Annotated in this window: 21 protein-coding genes; 12 read left to right on the top strand and 9 right to left on the bottom strand. The window is 73.3% G+C overall.

The genetic code is table 11. The annotated features are described in order from the left end of the window. The first annotated feature begins 223 nt into the window (after positions 1 to 223). Positions 224 to 2,566, top strand: a complete 2,343-nt coding sequence (gene cofH, locus E2C05_RS10525) for a 5-amino-6-(D-ribitylamino)uracil--L-tyrosine 4-hydroxyphenyl transferase CofH (protein WP_200305350.1) — start codon at positions 224 to 226, stop codon at positions 2,564 to 2,566. A 59-nt stretch (positions 2,567 to 2,625) separates the two neighbouring features. Here the strand turns inward: cofH and cofC are convergent, their stop codons facing one another. The 6 genes from cofC to E2C05_RS10495 all read right to left on the bottom strand — a co-directional run bounded on the left by cofC (position 2,626) and on the right by E2C05_RS10495 (position 7,219). Beyond that, entirely contained in the window at positions 2,626 to 3,282 is a 657-nt protein-coding gene (gene cofC / locus E2C05_RS10520) for a 2-phospho-L-lactate guanylyltransferase (protein WP_133219577.1), read from the bottom strand. Beyond that, complete coding sequence (gene cofD, locus E2C05_RS10515; RefSeq protein WP_133219576.1) at positions 3,279 to 4,199, bottom strand: 2-phospho-L-lactate transferase; 921 nt, start codon at positions 4,197 to 4,199, stop codon at positions 3,279 to 3,281. Before cofD ends, cofC begins: the two co-directional genes overlap by 4 nt. After that, a complete protein-coding gene (gene cofE / locus E2C05_RS10510) occupies positions 4,196 to 4,936 on the bottom strand; it encodes a coenzyme F420-0:L-glutamate ligase (RefSeq protein ID WP_133219575.1) in 741 nt (246 codons plus the stop codon). Before cofE ends, cofD begins: the two co-directional genes overlap by 4 nt. Beyond that, a complete protein-coding gene (gene fgd, locus E2C05_RS10505) occupies positions 4,933 to 5,937 on the bottom strand; it encodes a glucose-6-phosphate dehydrogenase (coenzyme-F420) (RefSeq protein ID WP_133219574.1) in 1,005 nt (334 codons plus the stop codon). Before fgd ends, cofE begins: the two co-directional genes overlap by 4 nt. Before the next feature lie 64 nt (positions 5,938 to 6,001). Further along, positions 6,002 to 6,355, bottom strand: coding sequence for a cupin domain-containing protein (locus tag E2C05_RS10500; protein ID WP_133219573.1), 354 nt, complete (start codon positions 6,353 to 6,355; stop codon positions 6,002 to 6,004). 3 nt (positions 6,356 to 6,358) lie between these two features. Continuing rightward, positions 6,359 to 7,219, bottom strand: coding sequence for a TIGR03620 family F420-dependent LLM class oxidoreductase (locus E2C05_RS10495; protein WP_200305352.1), 861 nt, complete (start codon positions 7,217 to 7,219; stop codon positions 6,359 to 6,361). A gap of 121 nt (positions 7,220 to 7,340) precedes the next feature. Here E2C05_RS10495 and E2C05_RS10490 point away from each other — a divergent pair, with 121 nt between their 5' ends. The 7 genes from E2C05_RS10490 (at position 7,341) to E2C05_RS10460 (ending at position 16,648) form a co-directional block, all read left to right on the top strand. After that, positions 7,341 to 8,540 carry a M20 aminoacylase family protein gene (locus E2C05_RS10490; protein WP_133219572.1) on the top strand — a complete coding sequence of 400 codons (1,200 nt, stop codon included), beginning with the start codon at positions 7,341 to 7,343 and terminating at the stop codon, positions 8,538 to 8,540. 214 nt (positions 8,541 to 8,754) lie between these two features. Next, positions 8,755 to 10,551 (top strand): peptide ABC transporter substrate-binding protein, encoded by a 1,797-nt coding sequence (locus tag E2C05_RS10485; protein ID WP_133219571.1) that lies wholly within the window; start codon positions 8,755 to 8,757, stop codon positions 10,549 to 10,551. Between the two features lie 7 nt (positions 10,552 to 10,558). Then, positions 10,559 to 11,518, top strand: coding sequence for an ABC transporter permease (locus E2C05_RS10480; RefSeq protein WP_133219570.1), 960 nt, complete (start codon positions 10,559 to 10,561; stop codon positions 11,516 to 11,518). Between the two features lie 7 nt (positions 11,519 to 11,525). Further along, positions 11,526 to 12,425 (top strand): ABC transporter permease, encoded by a 900-nt coding sequence (locus E2C05_RS10475; protein ID WP_200305354.1) that lies wholly within the window; start codon positions 11,526 to 11,528, stop codon positions 12,423 to 12,425. Beyond that, a complete protein-coding gene (locus E2C05_RS10470; RefSeq protein WP_240046698.1) occupies positions 12,422 to 13,456 on the top strand; it encodes an ABC transporter ATP-binding protein in 1,035 nt (344 codons plus the stop codon). The genes E2C05_RS10475 and E2C05_RS10470 overlap by 4 nt, the downstream gene beginning before the upstream one ends. Further along, on the top strand, positions 13,453 to 14,427 hold the full coding sequence (locus E2C05_RS10465; RefSeq protein ID WP_133219568.1) for an ABC transporter ATP-binding protein: 975 nt from the start codon (positions 13,453 to 13,455) through the stop codon (positions 14,425 to 14,427). Before E2C05_RS10470 ends, E2C05_RS10465 begins: the two co-directional genes overlap by 4 nt. A 379-nt stretch (positions 14,428 to 14,806) precedes the next feature. After that, positions 14,807 to 16,648 (top strand): putative bifunctional diguanylate cyclase/phosphodiesterase, encoded by a 1,842-nt coding sequence (locus E2C05_RS10460; protein WP_133219567.1) that lies wholly within the window; start codon positions 14,807 to 14,809, stop codon positions 16,646 to 16,648. 126 nt (positions 16,649 to 16,774) lie between these two features. Here E2C05_RS10460 and E2C05_RS10455 read toward each other — a convergent pair whose 3' ends face one another. Next, positions 16,775 to 18,139 (bottom strand): hypothetical protein, encoded by a 1,365-nt coding sequence (locus E2C05_RS10455; protein WP_133219566.1) that lies wholly within the window; start codon positions 18,137 to 18,139, stop codon positions 16,775 to 16,777. Positions 18,140 to 18,403: 264 nt separating this feature from the next. Between E2C05_RS10455 and E2C05_RS10450 the strand changes: the two genes are divergently transcribed. The 3 genes from E2C05_RS10450 to E2C05_RS10440 are packed head-to-tail and all read left to right on the top strand — an operon-like array spanning position 18,404 to position 21,441. Further along, positions 18,404 to 19,141 carry a methyltransferase domain-containing protein gene (locus E2C05_RS10450; RefSeq protein WP_133219565.1) on the top strand — a complete coding sequence of 246 codons (738 nt, stop codon included), beginning with the start codon at positions 18,404 to 18,406 and terminating at the stop codon, positions 19,139 to 19,141. A 3-nt stretch (positions 19,142 to 19,144) separates the two neighbouring features. Beyond that, positions 19,145 to 20,809 (top strand): transporter substrate-binding domain-containing protein, encoded by a 1,665-nt coding sequence (locus tag E2C05_RS10445; RefSeq protein ID WP_133219564.1) that lies wholly within the window; start codon positions 19,145 to 19,147, stop codon positions 20,807 to 20,809. After that, entirely contained in the window at positions 20,806 to 21,441 is a 636-nt protein-coding gene (locus E2C05_RS10440) for a hypothetical protein (RefSeq protein WP_133219563.1), read from the top strand. The genes E2C05_RS10445 and E2C05_RS10440 overlap by 4 nt, the downstream gene beginning before the upstream one ends. 26 nt (positions 21,442 to 21,467) lie before the next feature. On the opposite strand, the gene E2C05_RS10435 is transcribed toward E2C05_RS10440, so the two are convergent. Continuing rightward, the gene (locus tag E2C05_RS10435) at positions 21,468 to 22,040 is read right to left on the bottom strand and encodes a 2'-5' RNA ligase family protein (RefSeq protein ID WP_240046697.1); all 573 of its coding nucleotides are present in this window, start codon (positions 22,038 to 22,040) and stop codon (positions 21,468 to 21,470) included. A 257-nt stretch (positions 22,041 to 22,297) separates the two neighbouring features. Next, on the bottom strand, positions 22,298 to 22,699 hold the full coding sequence (locus tag E2C05_RS10430; RefSeq protein ID WP_133219562.1) for a gamma-glutamylcyclotransferase family protein: 402 nt from the start codon (positions 22,697 to 22,699) through the stop codon (positions 22,298 to 22,300). 41 nt (positions 22,700 to 22,740) lie between these two features. Between E2C05_RS10430 and E2C05_RS10425 the strand changes: the two genes are divergently transcribed. Continuing rightward, positions 22,741 to 23,698: hypothetical protein (locus tag E2C05_RS10425; RefSeq protein ID WP_456306489.1), on the top strand; the 958-nt coding region annotated here is incomplete at its 3' end.

The following is a 23,698-nucleotide window of genomic DNA, read 5'->3' as shown; positions in this document are numbered from 1 at the left end:
CCCAGTGCTGGCCCGGTAGGCCCGCATCCCGGGCACCGCCGGATTTTGTCGCGGGGCGGATTCACGCCTTCGGGCATGCCTGCCCTGCGGCGATCCGCGCCCCCGTCGCGGGGCGGATTCACGCCTTCGGGCATGCCTGCCCTGCGGCGATCCGCCCCGGCCCCGCATTGCATTGGCGGGGTGCCCGCCCCACGATGACGGGCAGGAGCGGGGGAGCGCAAGGGTGCAGGACCGGCTTGAGGACTTGACGCTGGACGCGCTGATGCAGCGGGCCGCCGCCCTGCGCGACGCGGCCCATGGCCGCATGCTGAGCTATTCGCGCAAGGTCTTCATCCCGCTGACGAAGCTGTGCCGCGACGTCTGCCACTACTGCACCTTCGCCGAGACCCCGCGCCCCGGCCGCAATCCCTACCTTTCGCCCGAGGAGGTGCTGGCCATCGCCCGCGCCGGCGCCGCCGCCGGCTGCACCGAGGCGCTGTTCACCCTGGGCGACAAGCCGGAGCTGCGCTGGCGCCAGGCACGGGAGGCGCTGGCGGCGCTCGGCCATGCCACCACCAACAGCTACCTGGCGGCGATGTGCGGCCTCGTCCTGCGCGAGACCGGCCTGCTGCCGCATGCCAACCCGGGCGTGATGACCCGCGACGAGATCGCCGCCCTGCGGGAAGTCACCGCCAGCCAGGGCATCATGCTGGAAAGCGCCAGCGCCCGGCTCTGCGAGCCCGGCGGCGTCCACCATGGCAGCCCCGACAAGCACCCGGAGGCGCGGCTGGAGGTGCTGCGCCTCGCGGGCGAGCTTCGCGTGCCCTTCACCACCGGCATCCTGATCGGCATCGGCGAGACGCGCGCCGAGCGCATCGAGGCGCTGCGCGCCATCGCCGACCTGCATGCGCGCCACCGCCATATCCAGGAAGTCATCATCCAGAATTTCCGCGCCAAGCCGCGGACGAAGCTGGCCGAGGCGCCGGAGCCCGACCTCGACGACCTGCTCTGGACCATCGCCGCCGCGCGGGTGGTGCTGGGCGGGGCGATGAACATCCAGGCGCCGCCCAACCTCTCGCCCGGCGTCTACCAGCGGCTGGTCGCGGCCGGGCTGAACGACTGGGGCGGCGTCTCCCCGGTGACGCCGGACCATGTGAACCCGGAAGCGCCCTGGCCGCATCTGGAAGACCTGGCCGTGCGCACCGCCGAGGCGGGCAAGGTGCTGGTGCCGCGCCTGCCGGCCTATCCGGAGCATGTCCGCGCGCCCGACACCTGGTTCGCGCCCGAGGTCGCCACTGCCCTTCGCCGCGCCGCGGATGCCGAGGGCCTCGCCCGCGGCGATGCCTGGTCGCCCGGCGAGCGCACGCCGCCCGCCCTGCCCGCCCCGCGCCTGCCCGCCGCCGAGGCCGGCCTGGCCCGCCTGGTGGAACGCGCCGCCGGCGGCGCGCGGCTGGATGCGCCCGACATCATCCGGCTGTTCGCCGCGCGCGATGCCGACCAGGCGCATGTGACATCCGCCGCCGATGCGCTGCGCGCCGCCGTCTCCGGCGAGACCATCCGCTACGTCGTCAACCGCAACATCAACTACACCAATATCTGCGGCTACCGCTGCCGCTTCTGCGCCTTCAGCAAGGGCAAGACGCACGAAGCCCTGCGCGGCCCGGCCTACGATCTGGACCATGCCGAGATCGTCCGCCGTGCCGAGGAAGCCTGGGCCCGCGGCGCCACCGAGGTCTGCCTGCAGGGCGGCATCCACCCGGACTATACCGGCGAGACCTATGTCGCGATCTGCGAGGCCATCCGCGCCGCGCTGCCGGAGATGCACATCCACGCCTTCTCGCCGCTGGAGATCACCCAGGGCGCGGCGACGCTCGGCCTGAAGCTGCGCGACTACCTGGCGCGGCTGCAATCGGCCGGCCTCGGCACGCTGCCCGGCACCGCCGCCGAGATCCTGGACGACGAGATCCGCGCCATCATCTGCCCGGACAAGATCGACACCGCGCAATGGCTGGCGGTGGCGCGCACGGCGCATTCCCTCGGCCTGCGCACGACCAGCACCATCATGTTCGGCCATGTCGAAGGCCCGCTGAACTGGGCCCGCCACCTGCTGGCGCTGCGCGACCTGCAGGCGGAGACCGGCGGCTTCACCGAATTCGTGCCGCTGCCCTTCGTCCATATGGAAGCGCCGATGTACCTGCGCGGCCAGGCCCGGCGCGGCCCGACCTTCCGCGAAGCCGTGCTCATGCACAGCGTGGCGCGCCTCGTGCTGCACCCGCACATCACCAACATCCAGACAAGCTGGGTGAAGATGGGCCCGCAAGGCGCCGCCCTGGCGCTGCGGGCCGGCGCCAACGACCTGGGCGGCACGCTGATGAACGAGAGCATCAGCCGCGCCGCCGGCACCCAGCACGGCCAGGAATTCCCGCCCGAGGCAATGGAGGCGCTGATCCGCGGCGTCGGCCGCACGCCGCAGCAGCGGACGACGCTGTACGGGGTGCCGCCGGGCGAGCAGCAGCGACGGTCCTACGAGGCCGAGGACCTCGCACCCGTCGTGCAGACGGCGCCGCGACGACGCGTTCCGGCCTAGCAGGGGGCTCTGCCCCCTGCACCCCCGCCAAGGGCCGAAAGGCCCTTGGAACCCTCGAGTCATAGGCGCGCCAGCACGCCCCTGTCGCGCAACCACCCAAGGGTGCGCGTGCCCTGGGCGACCGGCAGGCCAGCGAACATCGCCAGGTCTGCGGGATGGTCGATATCCATCGCCACGCCCGGCAGCGGCACCACGCGTGGCTCGATGCCGCGCGCCCGCGCCGCCGCCAGATGCGGGACATAGCTGTCCTCGCCGAAGCGCAGCGGCACCGCATCCGGTGGGCTCAGCACCACGCCATTCGATCCCTTCTCGTCATGCGCCGGCGCGATGGTGAAGGCCGGCGCCGCGCCAAGCGCCGCCACCAGCGCCTCCACCTCCGCCGCCGTCACGGCAGGGATGTCGCCGGGCATGGTCAGCACGCCCGAAGCGCCCTCCGCCGCCAGCACGCGCGCCGCCGCCGTCACGCTGCCCGTATGCCCGTCCCGCGCGCCCTCGGAGATCACCCGCGCGCCGCGACGCAACGCCTGCTCCGTCGTCCAGCCATCCAGCGTCGCGACCGCCACGCCCGCCAGCCCATGCGCGGCGCAAAGCGCGTCCAGCACCTCACCCACCATGACGCGCATCAACGCCACGCGCTCCTCCGGCGACAGCAGCGGCGAGAGGCGCTGCTTGGACCCCGCCATCTCCTTCACCGGCAGCACCGCCCAGATCGTCACCGCAGCGCATCCGCCGTCGCCAGCACCATGCGGGCCAGGGCCACCTTGTCCTCAAGCGTCGTCATCAGGGTGCGGGCCCGGACCACGCGCGGCGCGATGCCCTCGGCGTCGTCGCCCTCCTCCATCACATAGCCCGCCAGCAGCCCGGCATAGCGCGCCGCAACCGCCGCCGCCGAAGGCGCCACGCCAAGCTCGGCAAACATCTTCGCCGTCGGCCCCTTCACCGCCTGCCCGGCGATGATGGGCGAGACCGCCACCACCGGCGCACCCGACGCCAGGATGGCATCGCGCATCCCCGGCACCGCCAGGATCGGCTCGATGCTGATGAACGGGTTGCTCGGGCAGATCACCACGGCGCGCGGCCCGGCGCCCAGCGCCGCCAGCGCCTCCGGCTGCGGCCGCGCTGCGGCCGCGCCGGCGAACTCCACCGCCCGCACCACCGGCGCCGCGCGCTGCCGCACGAACCAGTCCTGGAAGTCGATCCAGCCCGCATCGCTGCGGATGCGCGTCCGCACCGGGTCGTCGCTCATCGGCAGGATGCGCGGGCCGATACCCAGGCGCCGCCGGACGTCGTCGGTGATGGCGGACAGGCTTTCCCCCATCCGCAGCCGGTGCGTGCGCAGGACATGCAGCGCCAGGTCGCGGTCGCCCAGGCGGAACCAGTCGGCGCCGCCCAGCCCGGCCAGCGTGTCCATGAAGGCCCAGGACTCATCCGCCCGGCCCCAACCCAGCACCGGGTTGTCCAGCCCCGCCAGGGTGTAGGTCAGCGTGTCGATGTCGGGGCAGATGGTCAGGCCGTAATGCTCGAAATCATCGCCCGTGTTGGCGACCACCAGCAACTCCTCGGGCGGCAGCACGCGCGCGAGTCCGAGCGCCAGCTTCGCCCCGCCGATGCCGCCCGACAGCGCGACGATCACCGGAACAGATCCTCCGGCCCCACCCGCACCAGCGCGGAGGCCGGCGCCGCCGGCGCATCCCAGGCGAGGCCGCGCACCAGCACCGCCGGCCGCCCTTCCGCCCCCTGGCCCATGACGAGGCCGGCCGCCGCGGCGACCTCGTCGGCGAAGCCGGTCACGCTGACCTGCAGGGTGCGGCCGAACAGGTCCGGCTGCCCGCGCAGGTCCAGCAGCGCCGGCAGGCCGGCGGCGCCGATCGCCACGCCCACCGTGCCCCGCCGCCAGGCGCGCCCGAAACTGTCGGTGATCACCACCGCCATGCCCAGCCGCGCCGCCAGCCCCGCCGCGCTGCCATCGGGGTCCAGGGGCAGCAGCAGCGCATGCCCCTCCTCCCCCACATTGGACTGGTCGATGCCGGCATTGGCCATGACGAAGCCCAGGCGATGCTCGACGATGATCAGGTTCGGCCGCGCCCGTACCACCCGGACGCTTTCCGACAGGATCAGCTCCACCAGCCGCGGATCCTTGCCGGTCGCGTCCGCCAGCCGTTGCGCCTCGGCGCCCGGCGTCACGGAGGCCAGCGGCACGCTCCGCCCCTCCGCCTTGCTGACGATCTTCTGCGCCACCGCCAGGACATCGCCCGAGGCGGGCGTTGCGCCCAGCCGCGCCAGGCCCGCCGCCAGCAGCCCGCCCAGGTCGTCGCCCGCCCGCACCGCCGGGATGCCCGGCAGCGCGGCCAGCGTCAGCGCCGCGCTCACCCGAAGCGGCGGCGCAGCAGGGGCAGCACCCGCTCCCCGAACAGGGTCAGGAAGCGCGCCTGGTCCGGCCCAGGCGCATGGAAGACCAGGTGGTTGAAGCCCAGCGACACGTACCAGCCGATCCGCTCCGCCATCTCCTCCGCATCGTCGGAGACGATCCAGCGGCTGGCGGCGCGCTCCAGCGGCAGGGCATCGGCCAGCCGCTCCATCTCCGCCGGGTCCTCGACCGACATCTTCTCCTCGGGCGAGAGCGCCAGCGCCGCCCAGTGCCGCGTATCCTCCAGCGCCCGCTGCCGGTCGGTGTCGAAGCTCACCTTCACCTCGATCATCCGCTCGTAGCAGGGCTTCGGCCGGCCCGCCGCCTCCAGCCCCGCCGCCACGTTCGGTAGCAGCGTCTCGGTATAGAGCTCGGCCTTCTTGCCGCTGGTGCAGATGAAGCCGTCGCCGCCGCGCCCTGCATATTTCGCCACCAGCGCGCCGGCGGCCGCGACATAGATCGGCACCGGCGCCTTCGGCCGGTCGTAGATCGTCGCCTTCTCGGTCTTGTAGTATTCGCCCTCGAAGCTGACGCGTTCCTCGGCCCAGAGCCGGCGCATCAGCTGCACCGCCTCCCGCATCCGGGCGAAGCGTTCCTTGAACTCCGGCCAGGGCGCGCCGGTGGAAGGCACCTCGTTCAGCCCCTCCCCCGTGCCGATGCCGAGGATGACGCGGTTGGGGAACATCGCCCCCAGCGTGCCGAAGGCCTGCGCGACGATGGAGGGGTGGTAGCGGAAGGTCGGCGTCAGCACGCTGGTGCCCATCACCAGCGTCTTCGTCCGCGCGCCCAGCGCCCCCAGCCAGACCAGGCTGTTCGGCGCATGCCCGTCCGTGTGCTTCCAGGGCTGGAAATGGTCGGAGATGAAGCAGGACTCGAACCCCGCCTGCTCCGCCAGCACCCCGAATTCCAGCAACTGCGCCGGCGCGAACTGCTCCGCGGAGGCCTTGTAGCCGAGCCTGAGCATAACCCGCCTCTCCCCGATCCCGTCCGTGTTGTACCGCGCCGGGCGCCGGCCCGGAACCTGCCCGTCAGGCCAGCCGCCGCGGCGCGGCGGTGGCAGGGTCGCCGGTGTTGGGCGTGCCGGTCGGCTCGATCAGCAGCAGATGCGCCTCGCCCCGCGCCACCGGCCGGTGCTCCACCCCGCGCGGCACCACGAACAGCTCCCCGGCCCGCAGCGTCACCGTCCGGTCGCGCAGCTCGATGTCCAGCACGCCATCCAGCACCAGGAAGAAGTCGTCCGTCTCCGCATGGCTGTGCCAGTGGAATTCGCCCTGCACCTTCACCACCATGACGTCATGGCCGTTGAACGCGGCGACCGTGCGGGGCGCCCAGGGATCGGCGAAGCCGGCCAGCTTCGCCGCCAGGTTCACGGCCCCCGCCATGCCTCAGGTCTCCGCCAGGGCGTCCAGCATGGCGTCGCGATGGCGCGTGTCGCCCTCCTCCGTCACCGGCTGGATGCAGAGATGGGTGGCGCCCGCCTCGAAATGCCGGCGCAGCCCGGCCTGCACCGTCGCCGCATCGCCCGACAGCACCATGGCGTCGATGAAGCGGTCGCTGCCGCCATCGGCCAGCTCCGCCTCGGTGAAGCCCAGGCGCAGCCAGTTGTTCACGTAGTTCGGCAGCGTCATGTAGCGCGCCAGCTCCTTGCGCCCCAGCGCGCGGGCACGCGCCTTGTCGGTCTCGACACAGACCTTCTGCTCCACCGCTAGCACCTTGCCGGGGCCCAGCGCGGCGGCGGCCTCCGCCGTGTGCTCCGGTGTCACGTTGTAGGGCACCGCGCCGTCGCTCTCGGCCGCCGCCAGCTTCAGCATCAGCGGGCCCAGGGCCGCCAGCAGCACCGGCCCCTCGAGCGGCGCATCCCCCGCCTTGCGGATCCCGTCGAGATAGGCGCGCATGGCCGGCACCGGCTTGTCGTAGCGGTGGCCGCGCAGCCCCTCCACCATCGGGATGTGGGAGACGCCGAGGCCGAGCGCGAAGCGGCCGCCATGCAGGCCGTTCAGCGTCGCCAGCGCGCGGCGGGCGGTGAAGGCGTCCCGCGCATAGATGTTGGCGATGCTGCTGCCGATGACGAGCCTTTCGCTGTTGGCCAGCAGGAAGCCGGCCAGCGCCACGCTCTCGTAGCCGCGGGATTCCGGGTACCAGAGCGTGCCGTAGCCCCGCCCCTCCACCACCCGCAGCAGCGCCCGCAGCGCCGCCGCGTCCAGCCGGTCGGTCGGGATCCATACGCCGAGGCGCCCGAGCTGCATCGCCGCCCACTCCCCAAAGCCGGCCGCATCATGCGGCAGAGCCGGCCGGCCCGCCAGCCGTCCCCCTTCCCCCGGGGCGGCGGCGCGGGCCATCCTGCCGCCGGACGGGCGGGGCAGGGTCATGGCACATCCGGTCATCGAAGGCGTGGCGGCCTGGCAGGCGGAGCTGACGGCGATCCGCCGCGACATCCACGCGCATCCCGAAATGGGGATGGAGGAGCACCGCACCGCCGCACTGGTCGCGGCAGAGCTGCGGCGGCTGGGGATCGCGGTGACGGAGGGCGTCGGGCGCCTGGGCGTGGTCGGCACCGTCCAGGGCAGCCGGCCGGGCCAGCGCGTCATCGGCCTGCGCGCCGACATGGATGCGCTGCGGATCGAGGAGGCGACCGGCCTGCCGCATGCCTCGACCAACCCGGGCGTGATGCATGCCTGCGGGCATGACGGCCATACGGCGATGCTGCTGGGCGCGGCGCGCTGGCTGGCGGCGCACCGGGATTTCGCCGGCACCGTCCACCTGATCTTCCAGCCGGCCGAGGAAGGTCGCGGCGGCGCCCGGGCGATGATCGAGGACGGGCTGTTCGACCGCTTCCCCTGCGACGCCGTCTATGGGCTGCACAACACGCCGGACCTGCCGGCCGGGCAATTCTGCATACGGCCCGGCGCGGCGCTGGCGGCCGCCGACCGGTTCGAGGTGACCTTCCGCGGCACCGGCGGCCATGGCGGCGCGGCGCCGCATCTGTCGACCGACCTGACGGTGGTGCAGGCGCATTTCGTGCTGGGCCTGCAGACCATCATCGGCCGCAACGTCCCGGCGAAGGATGCGGCGGTGCTCAGCGTCGGGTCGATCCAGGGCGGCTCCCCCGGCTCGGCCAATGTGATGCCGGCGGCGCTGACGCTGACCGGAACGGCCCGCAGCTACGACCCCGATGTGCGGGACCTGCTGGAGCGGCGGATCGCCGAGCTGGCGCAGGGCCTGGCCGCGCTGCATGGCGCGACGGCCGAGGTCGCCTATCGCCGCGGCGCGCCCGCCCTGGTGAACCATGCGGCGCAGACGGACCTGGCGATCGCCGCCGCCGTCGGCGTGGTCGGCCAGGGGGCGGTGGATCCCAGCCACCCGCCGGTGATGGGCGCGGAGGACTTCGCCCTGATGCTGCAGGCCCGGCCCGGGGCCTTCATGTTCATCGGCGGCGCCACCCCCGGCGGCGGCGTGGCCGCCGGCCTGCACACTCCGCATTTCGACTTCAACGACGCCATCATCCCGCTCGGCATTGCCTATTGGGCGGGCGTCGTGGACCAGGAACTCGGCATGATCCGGGATTGAAGCCGCGGCCGGCCGGAACAAGCTGCACGGGGCCGGCGGGGCTGTTGCACATGGTAAAGATTCTGTAAGGAAGCGCCGCCGGCGCCGGGCCCTTGCCCGGCATGGGGTTTGCAGACCTTGAGGCATCATGGCCGCCGGCCGAGGCCGGCGCAGCAGGGATGTTCGGCACCGCCCGGCCGCGGCGGCGGTGCCCCAGGAACCGGGAGAGCGAGGGATGACGGAAGACGATCTGCGGCAGCTGATCGGGCGCGTGCAGCGCGGGGCGCTGTCCCGCCGCGGCTTCGTGCGCCGCCTGGCGACGGTGGGCCTGACCGCGCCGATGGCGACGCAGCTGCTGGCCATCGCCGGCGCGGCGCCGGCCGCGGCGCAGAACCAGCCGGCCTACCGGGCCACCCGGCGCGGCGGCGGCGGCGCGCTGAAGATCCTATACTGGCAGGCCTCCACCCTGCCGAACATCCATTTCGCGGTGGGCACCACCAACCAGGACGCGGCGCGGGTCTTCTACGAGCCGCTGGCCGGCTGGGCCACCGATGGCACGCTGGTGCCGGTGCTGGCCGCCGAGATCCCCTCGGTCGAGAATGGCGGCCTGGCGGAGAACGGCCGCAGCGTCACCTGGAAGCTGAAGCGCGGCGTGAAATGGCATGACGGCCAGGACTTCTCGGCCGACGACGTCGTCTTCAACTGGGAATTCGCCCGCAACCCGCAGACCGCCGCCACCACCTCCGGCTCCTATACCGGGGTCAATGTGGTGAAGGTGGACGACTTCACCGTGCGGGTGGAATTCGACAAGCCGACGCCCTTCTGGGCGGATGCCTTCTGCTCGGCCAGCGGCGCGCTGATCCCGAAGCACCTGTTCGGCAGCTTCAACGGCCCGAATGCGCGGGACGCCCCCAACAACATCCGCCCGGTCGGCACCGGACCCTACCGCTTCGCCAGCTTCGCGCCCGGCGACGTGCTGCGCGGCGAGCTGTTCCAGAACTATCACGGCGAGAACCGGCCCTTCTTCGACACGATCGAGGTCAAGGGCGGCGGCGACGCCGTCTCGGCCGCCCGCGCCGTGCTGCAGACCGGCGATTTCGACTATGCCTGGAACCTGCAGGTGGAGGACGAGCTGCTGCTGCGGCTGGAAGCCGCCAACCGCGGCAAGGTCAACATCATCGAAGGCAGCAACATCGAGCATATCCAGCTCAACACCACCGACCCGAGCCAGGAGGTGGACGGCGAGCGATCCTCGATCAAGACGACGCACCCCGCCTTCTCCGACCCCGCGGTGCGGCAGGCCATGGCGCTGCTGGTCGACCGCAACTCGGTCAGCCAGTTCATCTATGGCCGCGGCGGCCCGGCCGCGTCCAACTTCCTGCATGCGCCGGACCGCTTCCGGTCGTCCAACATGCGGTGGGAGTTCAACATCGCCCGCGCGAACGAGATCCTGGACGCCGCCGGCTGGGCGCGCGGCCGCGACGGCATCCGCGCCAAGGGCAATGTCCGGCTGAAATTCCTGTTTCAGACCTCGGTCAACGCGCCGCGCCAGCGCACCCAGCAGATCGTCAAGCAGGCGGCCGGCCGCTGCGGCATCGACCTCGAGCTCAAGTCGATCGTCGCCTCGGTCTTCTTCTCCTCGGACGTGGCGAACCCGGACACCTTCCCGAAATTCTACGCCGACATGCAGATGTACACGACGACCATGACGCAGGCGGATCCGCAGCGCTTCATGTCGCAGTTCGCGTCCTGGGAATGCGCCGCCAAGGCCAACAACTGGCAGGGGCGCAACGCCCCGCGCTTCCGCAGCGAGGAGTACGACGCCGCGGTCCGCGCGGCGGAGGCGGAGCTGGACCCGGTGAAGCGCGCCGCGCTGTTCATCCGCATGAACGACATCGTGGTGGGCAGCAACCATGTCATCCCGGTGGTGCGGCGGCCGCTGGTCAGCGCCAGCCTGAACACGCTGCGCCCCGTCCTGTCCGCCTGGGACAGCACCATGTGGGCGCTGCAGGACTGGTACCGGGAGGCGTGACGGGCGCGTGACCCAGTACCTGCTCCGCCGCGTGCTGATCGCGATCCCGAGCCTGCTCGGGATCAGCGTCATCCTGTTCACCGTGCTGGCGCTGGCGCCGGGCGATCCGTTCGAGGAGTTGGCGACCAACCCGGCGATCCCGCCCGAGGTGCGGCAGAACCTGCGCGCCAGCCTCGGGCTCGATGACCCGATCTACCTGCGCTACTTTGCCTGGCTGGGGTCGATGCTGCAGGGTGACTGGGGCTATTCCTTCATCAGCCGCATCCCGGTGGACGACCTGATCCTGCAGCGGCTGCCGACCACCGTCGCGGTGATCGGCGCGTCGCAGGTGCTGGCACTGTGCATCGCGCTGCCGGTCGGCGTCATGGCGGCGACCCGGCCCTATTCGCTGTTCGACCAGGTGGCGAACACGCTGGCCTTCGTCGGCTTTTCCCTGCCGACCTTCTTCACCGGCCTGCTGCTGATCCTGCTGTTCTCCATCCACCTGGACTGGCTGCCCTTCGTCTACTCGACGAAGATCGATGCCACCGGGCTGGCCTGGTGGTGGGCGCAGCTCAAGCAGTCCATCATGCCCATCGCCGTGCTGGGCCTGTTCCAGGGCGCCGCCTGGACCCGCTTCGTCCGGTCCGCCGTGCTGGACGTGGTGCGGCTGGACCATGTGACGACGGCGCGCGCCAAGGGCCTGCCCGAGAGCCGCGTCACCCTGCGGCATGTCGTGCGGAACGCCATGATCCCGGTGGTGACCCTGGTGGCGCTGCAGATGCCCGCGGTGTTCGGCGGCGCCATCGTCACCGAGCAGATCTTCCGCGTCCCGGGCATCGGGTCCCTGCTGATCACCTCCATCCTGTCGAACGACACGCCGGTGATCATGGCGGTGACCTTCGTCTTCGCCGCCCTCGTCATCTTCTTCAACCTGGTCGCGGATATCCTCTATGGCTGGCTCGATCCCCGCATCAGCTACCGCTAGCCCGGCCATGGCCGCGCCGGCCGCCCGCAAGCGCGTCGGCCCCTGGGGCGAGGCCTGGCGGCGCTTCCGCAAGCACCGGCTGGCGGTGGTCAGCGCGGTGGTGCTGGCGGTGCTGATCCTCGGCGTGCTGGTCGGGCCCCTGTTCTGGACCCTGCCGATCGACGAGATCGACTTCTCCGCCCGCCTCGCCGGCCCTTCCTGGGCGCATCCCCTGGGCAATGACGATCTGGGGCAGGACCTTCTGGCGCGCATCATGTATGGCGGCCGCATCTCGCTCGCGGTCGGCTTCGCCGCCATGGCGGTGGCGGTCACGGTCGGGGTCGCGGTCGGCGCCATCGCGGGCATGGCCGGCGGCAAGCTGGACGCCGTGCTGATGTGGGTGACGGACCTGTTCCTTTCCCTTCCCCAGCTGCCGCTGCTGCTGCTGATCATCTACCTGTTCCGGGACAGCCTGAAGGAGGTGGTGGGGCCGGAGGTCGGGGTCTTCATCCTGATCGTCACCATCATCGGCCTGTTCAACTGGATGCAGGTGGCCCGCCTGGTCCGCGCCCAGTTCTTCTCGCTGCGGGAGAAGGAGTTCGTGGAGGCGGCCCGCGCCCTCGGCGCGTCCCGCTGGCGCCTCGTCACCCGCCACATCCTGCCGAATGCGCTTGGGCCGGTGATCGTGGCCGCGACCATCGACATCGCCGCCGCCATCATCGCCGAGAGCACGCTGTCCTTCCTCGGCCTCGGCTTCCCGCCGGACATCCCGACCTGGGGGCGGCTGCTCTTCGACGCGAAGGACAACCTGGATTTCGCGCCGCACTGGGCGATCTTCCCCGGCCTTGCGATCTTCCTGACGGTGGTCAGCATCAATTTCCTCGGCGACGGGCTGCGCGACGCGCTGGACCCGAGGCGGGTGATATGAGCGCCGCCACCATGGCCGCGGCCGCGCCGCCGCCGGCCGCCGCCGCCGGCCCGCGCCTGCTGGAGATCGCGGGCCTGAAGGTGCATTTCCGCACCGACGATGGCTGGGTGCGCGCGGTGGACGGCGTCGATATCGGCGTCGACCGCGGCGAGACGCTCTGCGTCGTCGGCGAGAGCGGCTGCGGCAAGACCGTGACGGCGATGACGATCCTGAAGCTGATCGCCATGCCGCCCGGGAAGATCGTGGCCGGCAGCATCCTCTGGCAGGGGCGGGACCTCGTCCCGCTCGGGCCGGACCAGATGCGCGCCATCCGCGCCAAGGAGATCGGCTTCGTCTTCCAGGAACCGATGACCTCGCTCAACCCGGTCTACACGGTGGGCGAGCAGATCGCCGAGGCGGTGCGGCAGCATGAAGGCCTGTCGCGCCGCGCCGCCCGCGACCGCGCCGCCGAGATGCTGCGGCTGGTCAACATCCCGAACCCGCAGCGGCGGGTGGACGACTATCCGCATCAATTCTCGGGCGGCATGCGGCAGCGCGTGATGATCGCCATGGCGCTGTCCTGCAACCCGAAGCTGCTGATCGCGGACGAGCCGACCACCGCGCTCGACGTCACCATCCAGGCGCAGATCCTCGACCTGATGCAGGAGATGAAGGAGCGGCTGGGCATGGCCGTCCTCCTCATCACCCATGCCATGGGCGTGGTGGCGGAGACGGCGCAGCGCGTCGTCGTCATGTATGCCGGCCAGGTGGTGGAGGAGGCGCCGGTCGAGGCGCTGTTCGGCCGGCCCATGCACCCCTACACCCAGGGGCTCATCCGCTCCATCCCGCGGCTCGACCTCGCGGCGACCGAGCACCGGCGGCTGGAAGCGATCCCGGGCACGGTGCCCAGCCTGCTGAACCCGCCCGCGGGCTGCCGCTTCGCCGCCCGCTGCCGCCACGCCATCCCGGCCTGCAGCGCGGCGCCGCCGCCGCTGCGGGAGGTGACGCCGGGCCACCTGGCCGCCTGCATCCGGGCGGAGGAGATTTCGTGACCCAGCCCCTGCTGCGCGTGGATGGCCTCGTCAAGCGCTTCGAGGTGAAGGGCGGCGTGCTGCGGCGGACGGTCGGGCAGGTGCATGCCGTCTCCGGCGTGTCCTTCGACATGGCGCCGGGCGAGACGCTGGGCCTGGTGGGGGAGAGCGGCTGCGGCAAGTCCACCACCGGCCGCCTGATCCTGCGGCTGATCGAGCCGACCGCCGGCCAGGTCTGGTTCCAGGGCCGCGACATCACCGCGCTGACGTCCACCGAGATGAACGCGCTGCGGCGCGACATGCAGATCATCTTCCAGGACCCCTTCGCCTCCCTCAACCCGCGCATGTCGGTCGGCGCCATCATCGCCGAGGCGCTGGTCATCCATGGCCTGGCGAAGACGGCGAAGGAGCGCGAGGCGCGGGTGGTGGAGCTGCTGGAGACGGTCGGGCTGAACGCCGACCACATGCGGCGCTTCCCGCATGAATTCTCGGGCGGCCAGCGCCAGCGCATCGGCATCGCGCGGGCGCTGGCGGTGAACCCGAAGCTCGTCATCTGCGACGAGCCGGTCAGCGCGCTCGATGTCTCGATCCAGGCGCAGGTGGTGAACCTGCTGGAGGACCTGCAGGCGAAATTCGGCCTCACCTTCCTCTTCATCGCGCATGACCTGAGCGTGGTGGAGCATATCAGCGACCGGGTGGCGGTCATGTATCTCGGCCGGATCGTCGAGATCGCCTCGGCGCGGGACCTCTACACCACGCCGCTGCATCCCTACACCGAAGCGCTGCTCTCGGCCGTGCCTATCCCCGACCCGACCATGAAGCGCCAGCGCATCCGGCTGCAGGGCGACGTGCCCAGCCCGCTGAACCCGCCGAGCGGCTGCCACTTCCACACCCGCTGCCCGATCGCCGATGCCGATCGCTGCCGGACGGAAGCGCCGGCGCTGCGGGAGACGCGGCCGGGCCATTCGGTGGCCTGCCACCACCGCGGCTGAGCGCGCCGGCCCGCCGTCCCGGACAGGGCCGCCCACCGCCCGGGGCCGGATGCCCGACGGCTGGCGGAATTGCGCGCTGCATCGGGCGCTTGACGCCGCGGTCCGGCCACGCCCGGCGGCGGGGCAGCCGGCGCCGCATGCCGCATCGTCGAGTCTGCGCGGGCCTGCCCACAAAGCCGTGTCGATCCAGGTTTCCAACGGCGCCTGTCGGCCGCGCGGCATGCCGGGCCGATGCCGCCCGCCCGCGGCTGCGCGTCCACCCGAAGCGCGGCCGTTGTAACCACCCGTTCAGCTTCGCCGGGCCAGACTGCGGCCGTCCCGCTGCGTCCGGCCCGCGCACCCCGCGGCCCCGGGCCGGACGCGGGTGTCCGGAGACCCGATGCCGCCCGCGCCACTGCCCCCGACCGAAGCCGAGCGCCTCGCCGTCCTCCGTTCCTATGCGGTGCTGGACACGGAGGGGGAGGTGGCTTTCGACGAGCTGGTGGCGCTGGCCGCGCGCCTGACCGGCTGCCCGATGGCGCTGATCAGCCTGGTGGATGCCGACCGGCAATGGTTCAAGGCCTGCCTCGGCCTCGACCTGCGGGAGACGCCGCGCGACCGGGCCTTCTGCGCCCATGCCATCCTCGACCCCACCCAAGCGCTGGAAGTGCCGGACGCCACCCGCGATGCCCGCTTTGCCGACAACCCGCTGGTCACCGGCCCGGCGGCGATCCGCAGCTATCTCGGCGTGCCGCTGCTGACGCCGGAAGGCCATGCCCTCGGCACGCTCTGCGTGCTGGACCGGGTGCCGCGGCGGCATGACGCGACGACGGTGGAGACGCTGCAGGTGCTCGCCCGCGCCGTCGCCGCCAATCTCGAACTGCGCCGCGGCCTGCGCCGCGCCAGCGGCCTGGCGATGACCGACCCGCTGACCGGCCTGACCAACCGCTGCGCGGTGCAGGCGGCGCTGGCCGAGGCGATGGCGCAGTCGCGCCCGCTCGCCCTCGTCGCCATCGACCTCGACAACTTCAAGGAAGTGAACGACGCCGAGGGGCATGCCGCCGGCGATGCCCTGCTCTGCGCCGCGGCCGACCGGATCCGCGCCGCCCTGAGGCCCGGCGACGTGGTCGGCCGCCTCAGCGGCGACGAATTCCTGGTGCTGCTGCCCGGCGTGGCGGAGCGGGAGGCGGCGCTGGCCATCGCCCAGCGGATCGGCGCGGCGCTGCAGGGCTTCGTCCCGCATGCCGGCCGGCCGCTGCGGCTCGGCGCCAGCCTCGGCCTCGCCCTCGCCCCGCAGGATGCGGAGGAGCCGGAGCTGCTGCTGCGCACCGCCGACGAGGCGATGCGGCGCGCCAAGCGCGAATGCCGCGGCGGCGTCGCCACCGCCACCCGCGCCGATGCCGACCAGCTGCTGCGCGCCGCCGCCATCGCCCGCGCCTTCGACAGCGACGCGGCGGCGGATGAGGCGCTGCCGGGCGCGACCGTGCATCTGCAGCCCATCCTGTCCTTCGCCGCGCATGCCGAAGCCGGCGCGGTGGTGGCGCTGGAGGCGCTGGCGCGCTGGTCCCACCCGGATGTCGGGGCGGTGCCGCCGGCCGAGCTCTTCCCCATCCTCGGCACCGACCGTGCGCTGCGGCTCGGCAGCGCGGTGCGCCGGCGGGCGCTGGCGGCGGTGGCCGCGCTGCGCCAGGCCGGGCTGACCAATGCCCGCGTCTCGCTCAACCTCTCGGCCGGGGAAGTGGCGCTCAGCGACATCGCGCTCCACCTCGCCGACCAGGTGGAGGCTGCCGGGCTCTCGCTCCGCGCGGTCGAGATCGAGATCACCGAGGAGGTGCTGCTGGACCGGGTCAGCGACCGCACGCTGGACCAGCTGGCGGCGCTGCGCGGCCGCGGCGCCAGGCTGGTGCTGGACGATTTCGGCACCGGCAATTCCGGCCTGTCGCAGCTGCTCCGCCTGCCGCTCGACTCGCTGAAGCTCGACAAGCGCTTCGTCCAGCGGCTCGGCACCGATCACCGGGCGGAGGAGATCGTGCGCGCCACCGTCTCCCTCGCGCATGGGCTGGGGCTGGAGGTGGTGGCCGAGGGGGTGGAGACCGAGCGCCAGGCGGCGATGCTGCACAACCTCGGCTGCGACCACGCCCAGGGCTTCCTCTTCGCCCGGCCGATGCCGCTGGCGGCGCTGGAGGACTGGCTGCGCGCCCGCGTCACCGGCAAGGTCAAGCAGCTCCGCAAGGTGTCCTGACCCGCCGCCGCGCCGGCGCCGGCCAGGGCGGTTCGCATTGGCCATGGCTCGCGGCAGCCGCTCTGGTCACTTGAGTCGACGCGTATCCTCACCCGCTCGGGCGAGTCCACCTGATCGGGATCTGCCCTAGGCGGCCAGCGCCGGGCCCGCCGGGGTGCGCGGGTGCGGCAGCATCATGGCGTCGCGCACCTCCCGCAGCTGGACGAAGGCCGGGTCCTGCTCCAGCTGGCGCAGCAGCGCCTCCCCCGCCGCCGGGTCGATGCCCAGCGCGGCGCAGGCCTGGCCGCGCGCCGCGGGGTCCAGCAGCCGCTGGTGCAGCGCCAGGATGTCCGGCACCGCCTGCGCCCGCAGCGCCGCCAGCGCCCCCTCCCGCACCAGCACATAGAGCTGCGCCTGGGCGATCCAGCAGACGATCTGCATCAGCTCGTAGGGCACCCGCGGCTCCAGCAGGAAGGGGTTGCACTTCGCCAGGTCCTGCGCCGAGGTGATGCCGAGCTCGGCCAGCCGGTCGATCTGCGCCTGCTTCAGCTCGTCGATCATCAGCAACGGCATGGCGCGCGGCAGGTGCGCGCTGCCCGGATCCTCCCGCTGGCCGAAGATCTTCAGCTGCGCGAAGACGCGGGAGGAGAGGACGCTGACGAAGAGGTCGGGCGACAGGCCGACGACGAAGGACAGCGGGACCAGCCAGTTCGCGCTGTCCAGCCCCACCGCCTCCGCCCCGTGCCGCAGCGTGGTGGCGACGATGTAGGCGATGACGAAATGCGCGGCGTAGCGGTAGAAGATGATGGGCGTGATGTCGTCCGTGTTCAGCCGCTGCAGCAGCCGGTACATCACGTAGACATAGGCGCCCAGGAAGGAATAGGCGCCGGCGACGAAGGTGCCGCGCTGGTAGGCATGCGCCGCCGCCTGCTCGTTCGCCGCGGTCAGCGCGCCCAGCATCGGGTTCGCGCCCTCGAAGTAGAAATCCACCAGGAAGGCGCAGTTCACCGCCACCGACCCGAACATCACCACCACGGCGAAGGCCAGCATCGGCAGCACGTAGTCGAAGCCGATATTGGTCGGCTGCACCGCCACCATGTGGCGGTAGGCGTAGCGATAGGCCTCGGTCCGGCCGAGCGGCGTGCCCAGCAGGCTGTCCAGCACTTCCAGGTGGCGGCCGCGGGCGATGCCCTGCACCAGGCAGAGGCAGACCGGCACCGCCGTCATCATCAGGGCGATCAGCATCGCCAGGATGACCCGCATGGTGTCCTTGCCGAACAGCTCCACCATGCGCGACCAGCCAGGGATGATGGCGGTGCTGAGCGTGACCGCCATCACCACCGCCATCAGCAGGCCGAAGGCGGCCTGCGGCGTCACCCGCAGATGCGCCGGCGGGACATCCGGGACGATGGTGCGCCGCAGCGGCGGCGGCGCGCCCGCCGCGCCACCCGGGGCGGCGGACTGGCGGCCGCCCTGCGGGCCGGGCGGGGCGATGGCGACGTCACTCGGCATGGGCCAGGCACTCCGGGAAGGGGCGGCGGGGCGGGCTGGCAGGAGCCTAGGCGGAACGATGGCCGGAATCCACGCTCCATGGTTGCGCCGGACCACCCCGCCGGACCACCATAGGTGACCATGATTGGTTGCCGCTGTGTGCCCGCGCACGGCGGCCGAGGCCGCCTTACCACTAATCACGGTTGCAGCCGCAGCCGCTGCGGCGCGCGGGACGGCAGGTCGGGCCGGCCGGCGCCAGGACGACGCATCCGGAACAGGTGACCCATGCTGACGGTGCACGAGGATACCCTGCTGGCCCCGCCGCCCGCACGGCCGGATGCCGTGCCGGCGCCCGATCCGTGGCGGCCCAGCGAATACACCGCGCTGCTCATCCAGGCGCTCACCGCCGGCCCGCCGCTGCCGCCGGGCGCCTCGGCTCTGGAACTCGGGACCGGCTCCGGCGTGGTGCTGGCCTGCCTCGCCCGGCTCGGCGCGGCGCGGCTGGTCGGCACCGATATCGAGCCGGCGGCGATCGGCCGCGCCGCCGCGCTGCTGGCCGGGCTCGGCTGCCGGGCGGACCTGCTGCAGGGCGATCTCTGGGCGCCGGTGGCGGGCCGGCGCTTCGACCTGATCGTCGCCAACCCGCCGCAATTCCCCACCCTGGTCCCCCGCTTCCCCGGCCGGCGGCCGAGCTGGAGCCATGGCGGCCCGGACGGGCGGCGGGTGATGGACCGCATCCTGCGCGGCCTGGCGGCGCACCTTGCCCCCGGCGGCCGCGCCGTCCTGCTGCACAACGCCGTCCTCGGCCTCGATGCCACCGCGGCGATGCTGGCGCGCGACGGGCTGGCGCTGCGCCGCATCGGCGGCAGCCTGGTGCCGCTGCCGCCGGAGAAGCGCGCGGCCATGCATCCGCGCGTGCTGGCGGACGCGCCGGAGCACGCCCTCCGCCGCCTGGGCGAGCACCTGTTCCTGGCGGTGGAGGTGCTGGAGATCGCCGCCCCGCCCGCGCCGGCGGGGGGCTGAGCGATGCGCGCCCTGCTGCTCGGCCTCCTCCTCCTCCTGCCGCTGCGCCCCGCCGCGGCCGCGCCGGCGGCGGCCGCCCTCGCCGAACGGATGCTGGCCGAGGCGCAGGCGGAGGCCGGGTCGCGCGACTGCGAGACGCCGGCCGATGCCCTGGCGCGCATCCTCTGCCAGGGCCGCATCCGCGTCGGCGTGCGCGGCAACTACCCGGGCTTCGGCCTGGCCCAGCCGGCCGCGCTGGGGGAGGCGCGGTCGGGCTACGAGGTGGACCTGGCGCGGGCGATCGCCGGCAAGCTCGGCGTCGGCCTCACCCTGGTGGGCGTGACGCCCGGCAACCGCATCGCCCTGCTGCTCGAGGACCGGGTGGACCTGCTGATCGCCACCATGGGCCATACCCGGCTCCGCGACGGGGAGGTGCGCTTCGTCCGGCCGCACTACTACCGCTCGCAGACCGTGGTGGTCGGCGACCGCCGGCTCAAGCTGCCGGACTGGGATGCGGTGCGCGGCCGCACGGTCTGCGTCACCCTCGGCGCCGCCGACACCCCGACGCTGTCCAAGCACGGCGCCCGGCTGCTGATCTTCGACAGCCCGCAGCAGATGCTGGATGCGCTGCGGCTCGACATCTGCACCCTGGCGATGCATGACGACACCTTCTTCGCCACGTCCTTCGCCGATCGCGCCTTCAATGCGCGGTTCGAGGTGAAGCTCGGCATCTCCGACCTGCCCTGGGGCATGGCCACCGCGCAGGACGACCGGCTGGCGGCGCTGCTCGACCAGGTCTCCATCGCCTGGCATGCCGAAGGCCGCTTCTTGGACGCGGCGCGGCGCAACCACATCGGCACCGAATTCCTCGAGGAAGCGCGGCTGGTCTGGCGCGATCCCGCCTGCCTCGACCCCGCCGGCGCGGCGCGGCCGGACTGCCTGGCGGCGCCGGTCGACACCGCCATCCGCCCGACGCGCTTCGCCCCGCGGGTCGAGGCGGTGGAGGACTGGATCGAGGCGCGCACCGGCATCGACCTGAACCTGCCCATGCTGAAGAGCGAGGCGGCCTACGGCATGTTCCTGCGCGGCATCGGCTATTCCCTGGTGCTGGTCGGCGGCGCGCTGGCCGCCACGCTCGGCTTCTCGCTGCTGTTCGGCGCCGCGCTCTGCGCCCGCGGCGGCGCCCTGCGGCTGCCGGTGCGGGCGGCGACCACCCTGCTGCAATGCTCGCCGCTGGTGCTGCTGCTGTTCTTCGCCTACGCGGTCGCCAGCACGCTGCTGCCCTACACCGCCGGCGTCGCCCTGGTTCTCGCCATCCTCATGGTCGGCATCTACAACGCCAGCTACGCCTCGCACGCGATCGCCGAGGCGCATGCGGCCCTGGCCGCGCGCCGGCCGGGCGGCCGGGTGCCCTTCCGCCGCGCGGTGCGCGCCGCCTCCGTCCAGCTGATGTCCTTCCTGGTGAACGCCACCAAGGGCAGCGCCATCGCCAGCATGATCGGGGTGCCGGAGCTGCTGAACGCGCTGACCGACGTGACATCCTTCACCAGCGAACGGGTGATGACCTACTCCGTCCTGCTCGGCTTCTACGCGCTGCTGGTGATGCTGGTGGTGTGGCTCACCCGGCTGGCGCAGCGGCGGCTGGACCGCGCGCCGCCCACGGCGGCCGAGGGAGGGGCGCTGGCATGATCGAGATCCTGCCCGAATTCCTGCCGCGCTTCCTGGCCGGCGTGGCGGTGAACCTGCAGATCGCCGCGCTGTCGCTGCTGCTGGGCCTGCTGCTCGGCGGGCCGCTGGCCCTGCTGCTGGCCGCAGGGCGCTGGGCGGCGCTGCCGGCCGGCGGCGTGGTCGCGGCGCTGCGCGCGGCGCCGAGCTTCGTCGTGATGTTCTTCCTGCTGAACGTGCTGCCGAAGGAAGTGGCGCTGGGCGGCCTGCGCATCCCGCTCGGCGGGTTGACCGCGGTGGTGCTGGCCCAGGCCGTCTATGCGGTGGCCTATGTGGCCGACAACGGCGTGGTCGCGCTGCGGGCGCAGCGCGCCGGCGATGCGGCGACGGCGGTGCTGTTCCTGCCCGGCCTGGCGCGGGCCTTCTTCGTGCTCGTCATGGCCTCCGCCACCGCGGCCGCGGTCGGCACGCCGGAAGCGGTCTTCGTCACCCTGCGGGCGGCGGAACGGCTGCCCAGCCTCGGCGACCGGGTGCAGCTCTTCCTCCTCGTCATGCTGTTCTTCACCGTGCTGCTGCGCAGCGGCTTCGCCGCCGTCACCCTGCTGCGCCACCGGCTGGAACGCCGCCTGGCGGAGGATGCGGCGCTGGCTACCTGACGGCCGGCGGCGCGCGGCGCGCGGCGCTACAGGATCACCTCCCGCGGATAGGCCCCGGCGGTGAAGGGGATGCGCGCCACCCTCTCCCAGGGGCCGCCGCGATAGCGCCAGAGCAGCACGGCCTCCGCCCGCGCCTCGCGCGGCGGCAGCATGGCGGACAGCGCGACCAGCAGCGCCCGCGCCGCCTCCGGCGAGACCTTGTTCTGCACCGTCGCGTGCGGCTGCCAGCGCTGGCGGTCCTGCGCCGTCAGCCAGGGCCGCCAGCGCGCCGCCAGGCGGTCGCGCAGCCGGGCGATGGCCGGCGCGCCGATCTCCAGCGCCACGCCGCGGCCGAGCGAGCGGGGCGGGCCGACGCGCACGCGCGAGGGCGGCAGCGCGGTGCATTCCGCCGCCAGGGCGGCGAGGATCGCCACGACCTCCTCCCCCGGCAGGGCGTGGAACAGCGTGACATGCGCCGGCACCAGGTTGCGGGCGGGCGGGAAATGCGCGCGGCGCAACTCCTCCAGCCAGGACTGCGACGCCGCGTCCAGGGCCAGCGTCAGGATCAGCGGCGCCGCGGTGGGCCCCGGCATGCTGTCGTCAGGCTCGGCCTCCGGCATGGACCCTCCCGGCCCGCACTGTGGCGGGGCCGGGCGGGAAGTCCATTCACCGCTGCAGCAGGTCGCCGCGACGTGGCCGCGCGCCATGCGGCAACCGCCGGGGTGAGGTGCGGCCGGGCCGGGTTGCCGCCGCGCCCGGCCGGGCGGCAGGCTGGCGCGACACCAGGCGGGGGACGGCGGCGGTGCGGGCTGGGGCGTGTCGGCGAAGGCCTGCGATGCGTCGGGGCGCTGTGCGGCCCGGTCCCCCGCGCGGCGGGTCAGCCGCCCCGGGCGAGCGCCGCGTCCAGCGGCGCGGGGTCGAAGCCGAAATCGGCGTAGCCGCGCCGCAGGCGCTCGACATACTCCGCCGCCGGCGGGCCCGGGCGATGCACCAGTTCCAGGTAGATCCAGGCCTCCCGCCCATCCGGCAGCGGGATGACGCGGCGGGCATAGGTGTGCGGGCCCTCGTAGCGGTCCAGCGCCGCGAGATGCGCCGCGGTGACCTGCCACAGGCCGACCGGGCAGGCGGCGGCCGGGTCGGGCTCGACCAGGGCGAATCTCCGCACCGCCAGCCGCCAGCCGGGCAGCGGCAGCGCGCCGGCGACGGTCGCGCCGGGGCAGCGCAGCGCCATCTGCGCATGCCAGAGATTGCTGCCATAGGCGGCGTAGAGGTCGCTCATCGCCGCCGACCCTCCCCCGCCGGGCGGCGGGGCGCAAGCCGGTGACGCTGGCGCTGCAGGCCCTGCCGCTGGTCCTGCTGCTCGGCCTGCTCGGCAGCGGCCGGGCCGGCCCGGTGGGCGCCTGCCTCGCGGCGCTCCTCGCCACGCTGCCGGCGATGCTGCTGGCCCTGCCCGGCCCGGCGGCGCTGCCGGGCTTCCTGGCGGAGCAAGGGGTGCGCGGCCTCTTCCTCGGCCTGCAGCCGGTGGCGGTGATCGCCGGCGGGCTGCTGTTCCATGCCGCGGTCGTGCGGGAGGCGGCGGCGGGCGCCGTGCCGGCGACCGCGGCGCGGGTCTTCGCGGTCGCCCTGCCGCTCGGCATCTTCCTCGAAAGCGTCACCGGCTTCGCGGTGGGCGCGGTCTTCGCCCTCTCGTCCCTGCGGCGGATGGGCGTGGCGGGGCCGCCGGCCGCGGCGCTGGCGATGTTCGCGCTGGTGATGGTGCCCTGGGGCGGCCTGGCGCCCGGCACGGCGCTGGGCGCGGCGCTGGCCGGCGTGCCGGGCCCGGTGCTCTCCATCGCCGCGGCCTGGCTGACCGCGGCCTGGCTGATCCTGCTGCTGCCGCTGTTCTGGTGGCTCTCGGCGCGGGCAAGCGTGCCGGTGCCGGCCGGCGACGCCGTGGCGCAGGCGGCCATGGTCGCGGCGCTGGCGGGGCTGCTGCTGCTGGCCGCGCATGCCCTGCCCTTCGAACTGGTGGGCGTCGCAGCCTCGGCGCCGGTGCTGCTGGCGGCGCTGTGGCGGGCGGACGCGCCGCGCGAGGCCGGCGCGGCGCTGCGGCGGGCGGCGCCCTACCTGCTGCTGCTGGGCTGCCTGCTGGCGGCGCGGCTCTGGCCCGCCCCGCCATCCTGGCGCCCCTTCCCCGACTATCCGGCGCTGCCCGTCACCCATGTCGCCGTGGTGCTGTGGCTGGTCGCGGCCGCGCTGCTGGCGGCGCGCCACGACGGGGCGGCGCGCGCCCGGGCGG

Origin of the sequence: Paracraurococcus ruber (assembly GCF_004353985.1) — a bacterium.
GTDB lineage: Bacteria > Pseudomonadota > Alphaproteobacteria > Acetobacterales > Acetobacteraceae > Paracraurococcus > Paracraurococcus ruber.
Note: the sequence above shows the minus strand (reverse complement) of the source record. Positions and strands in the feature narration are given on the sequence as shown.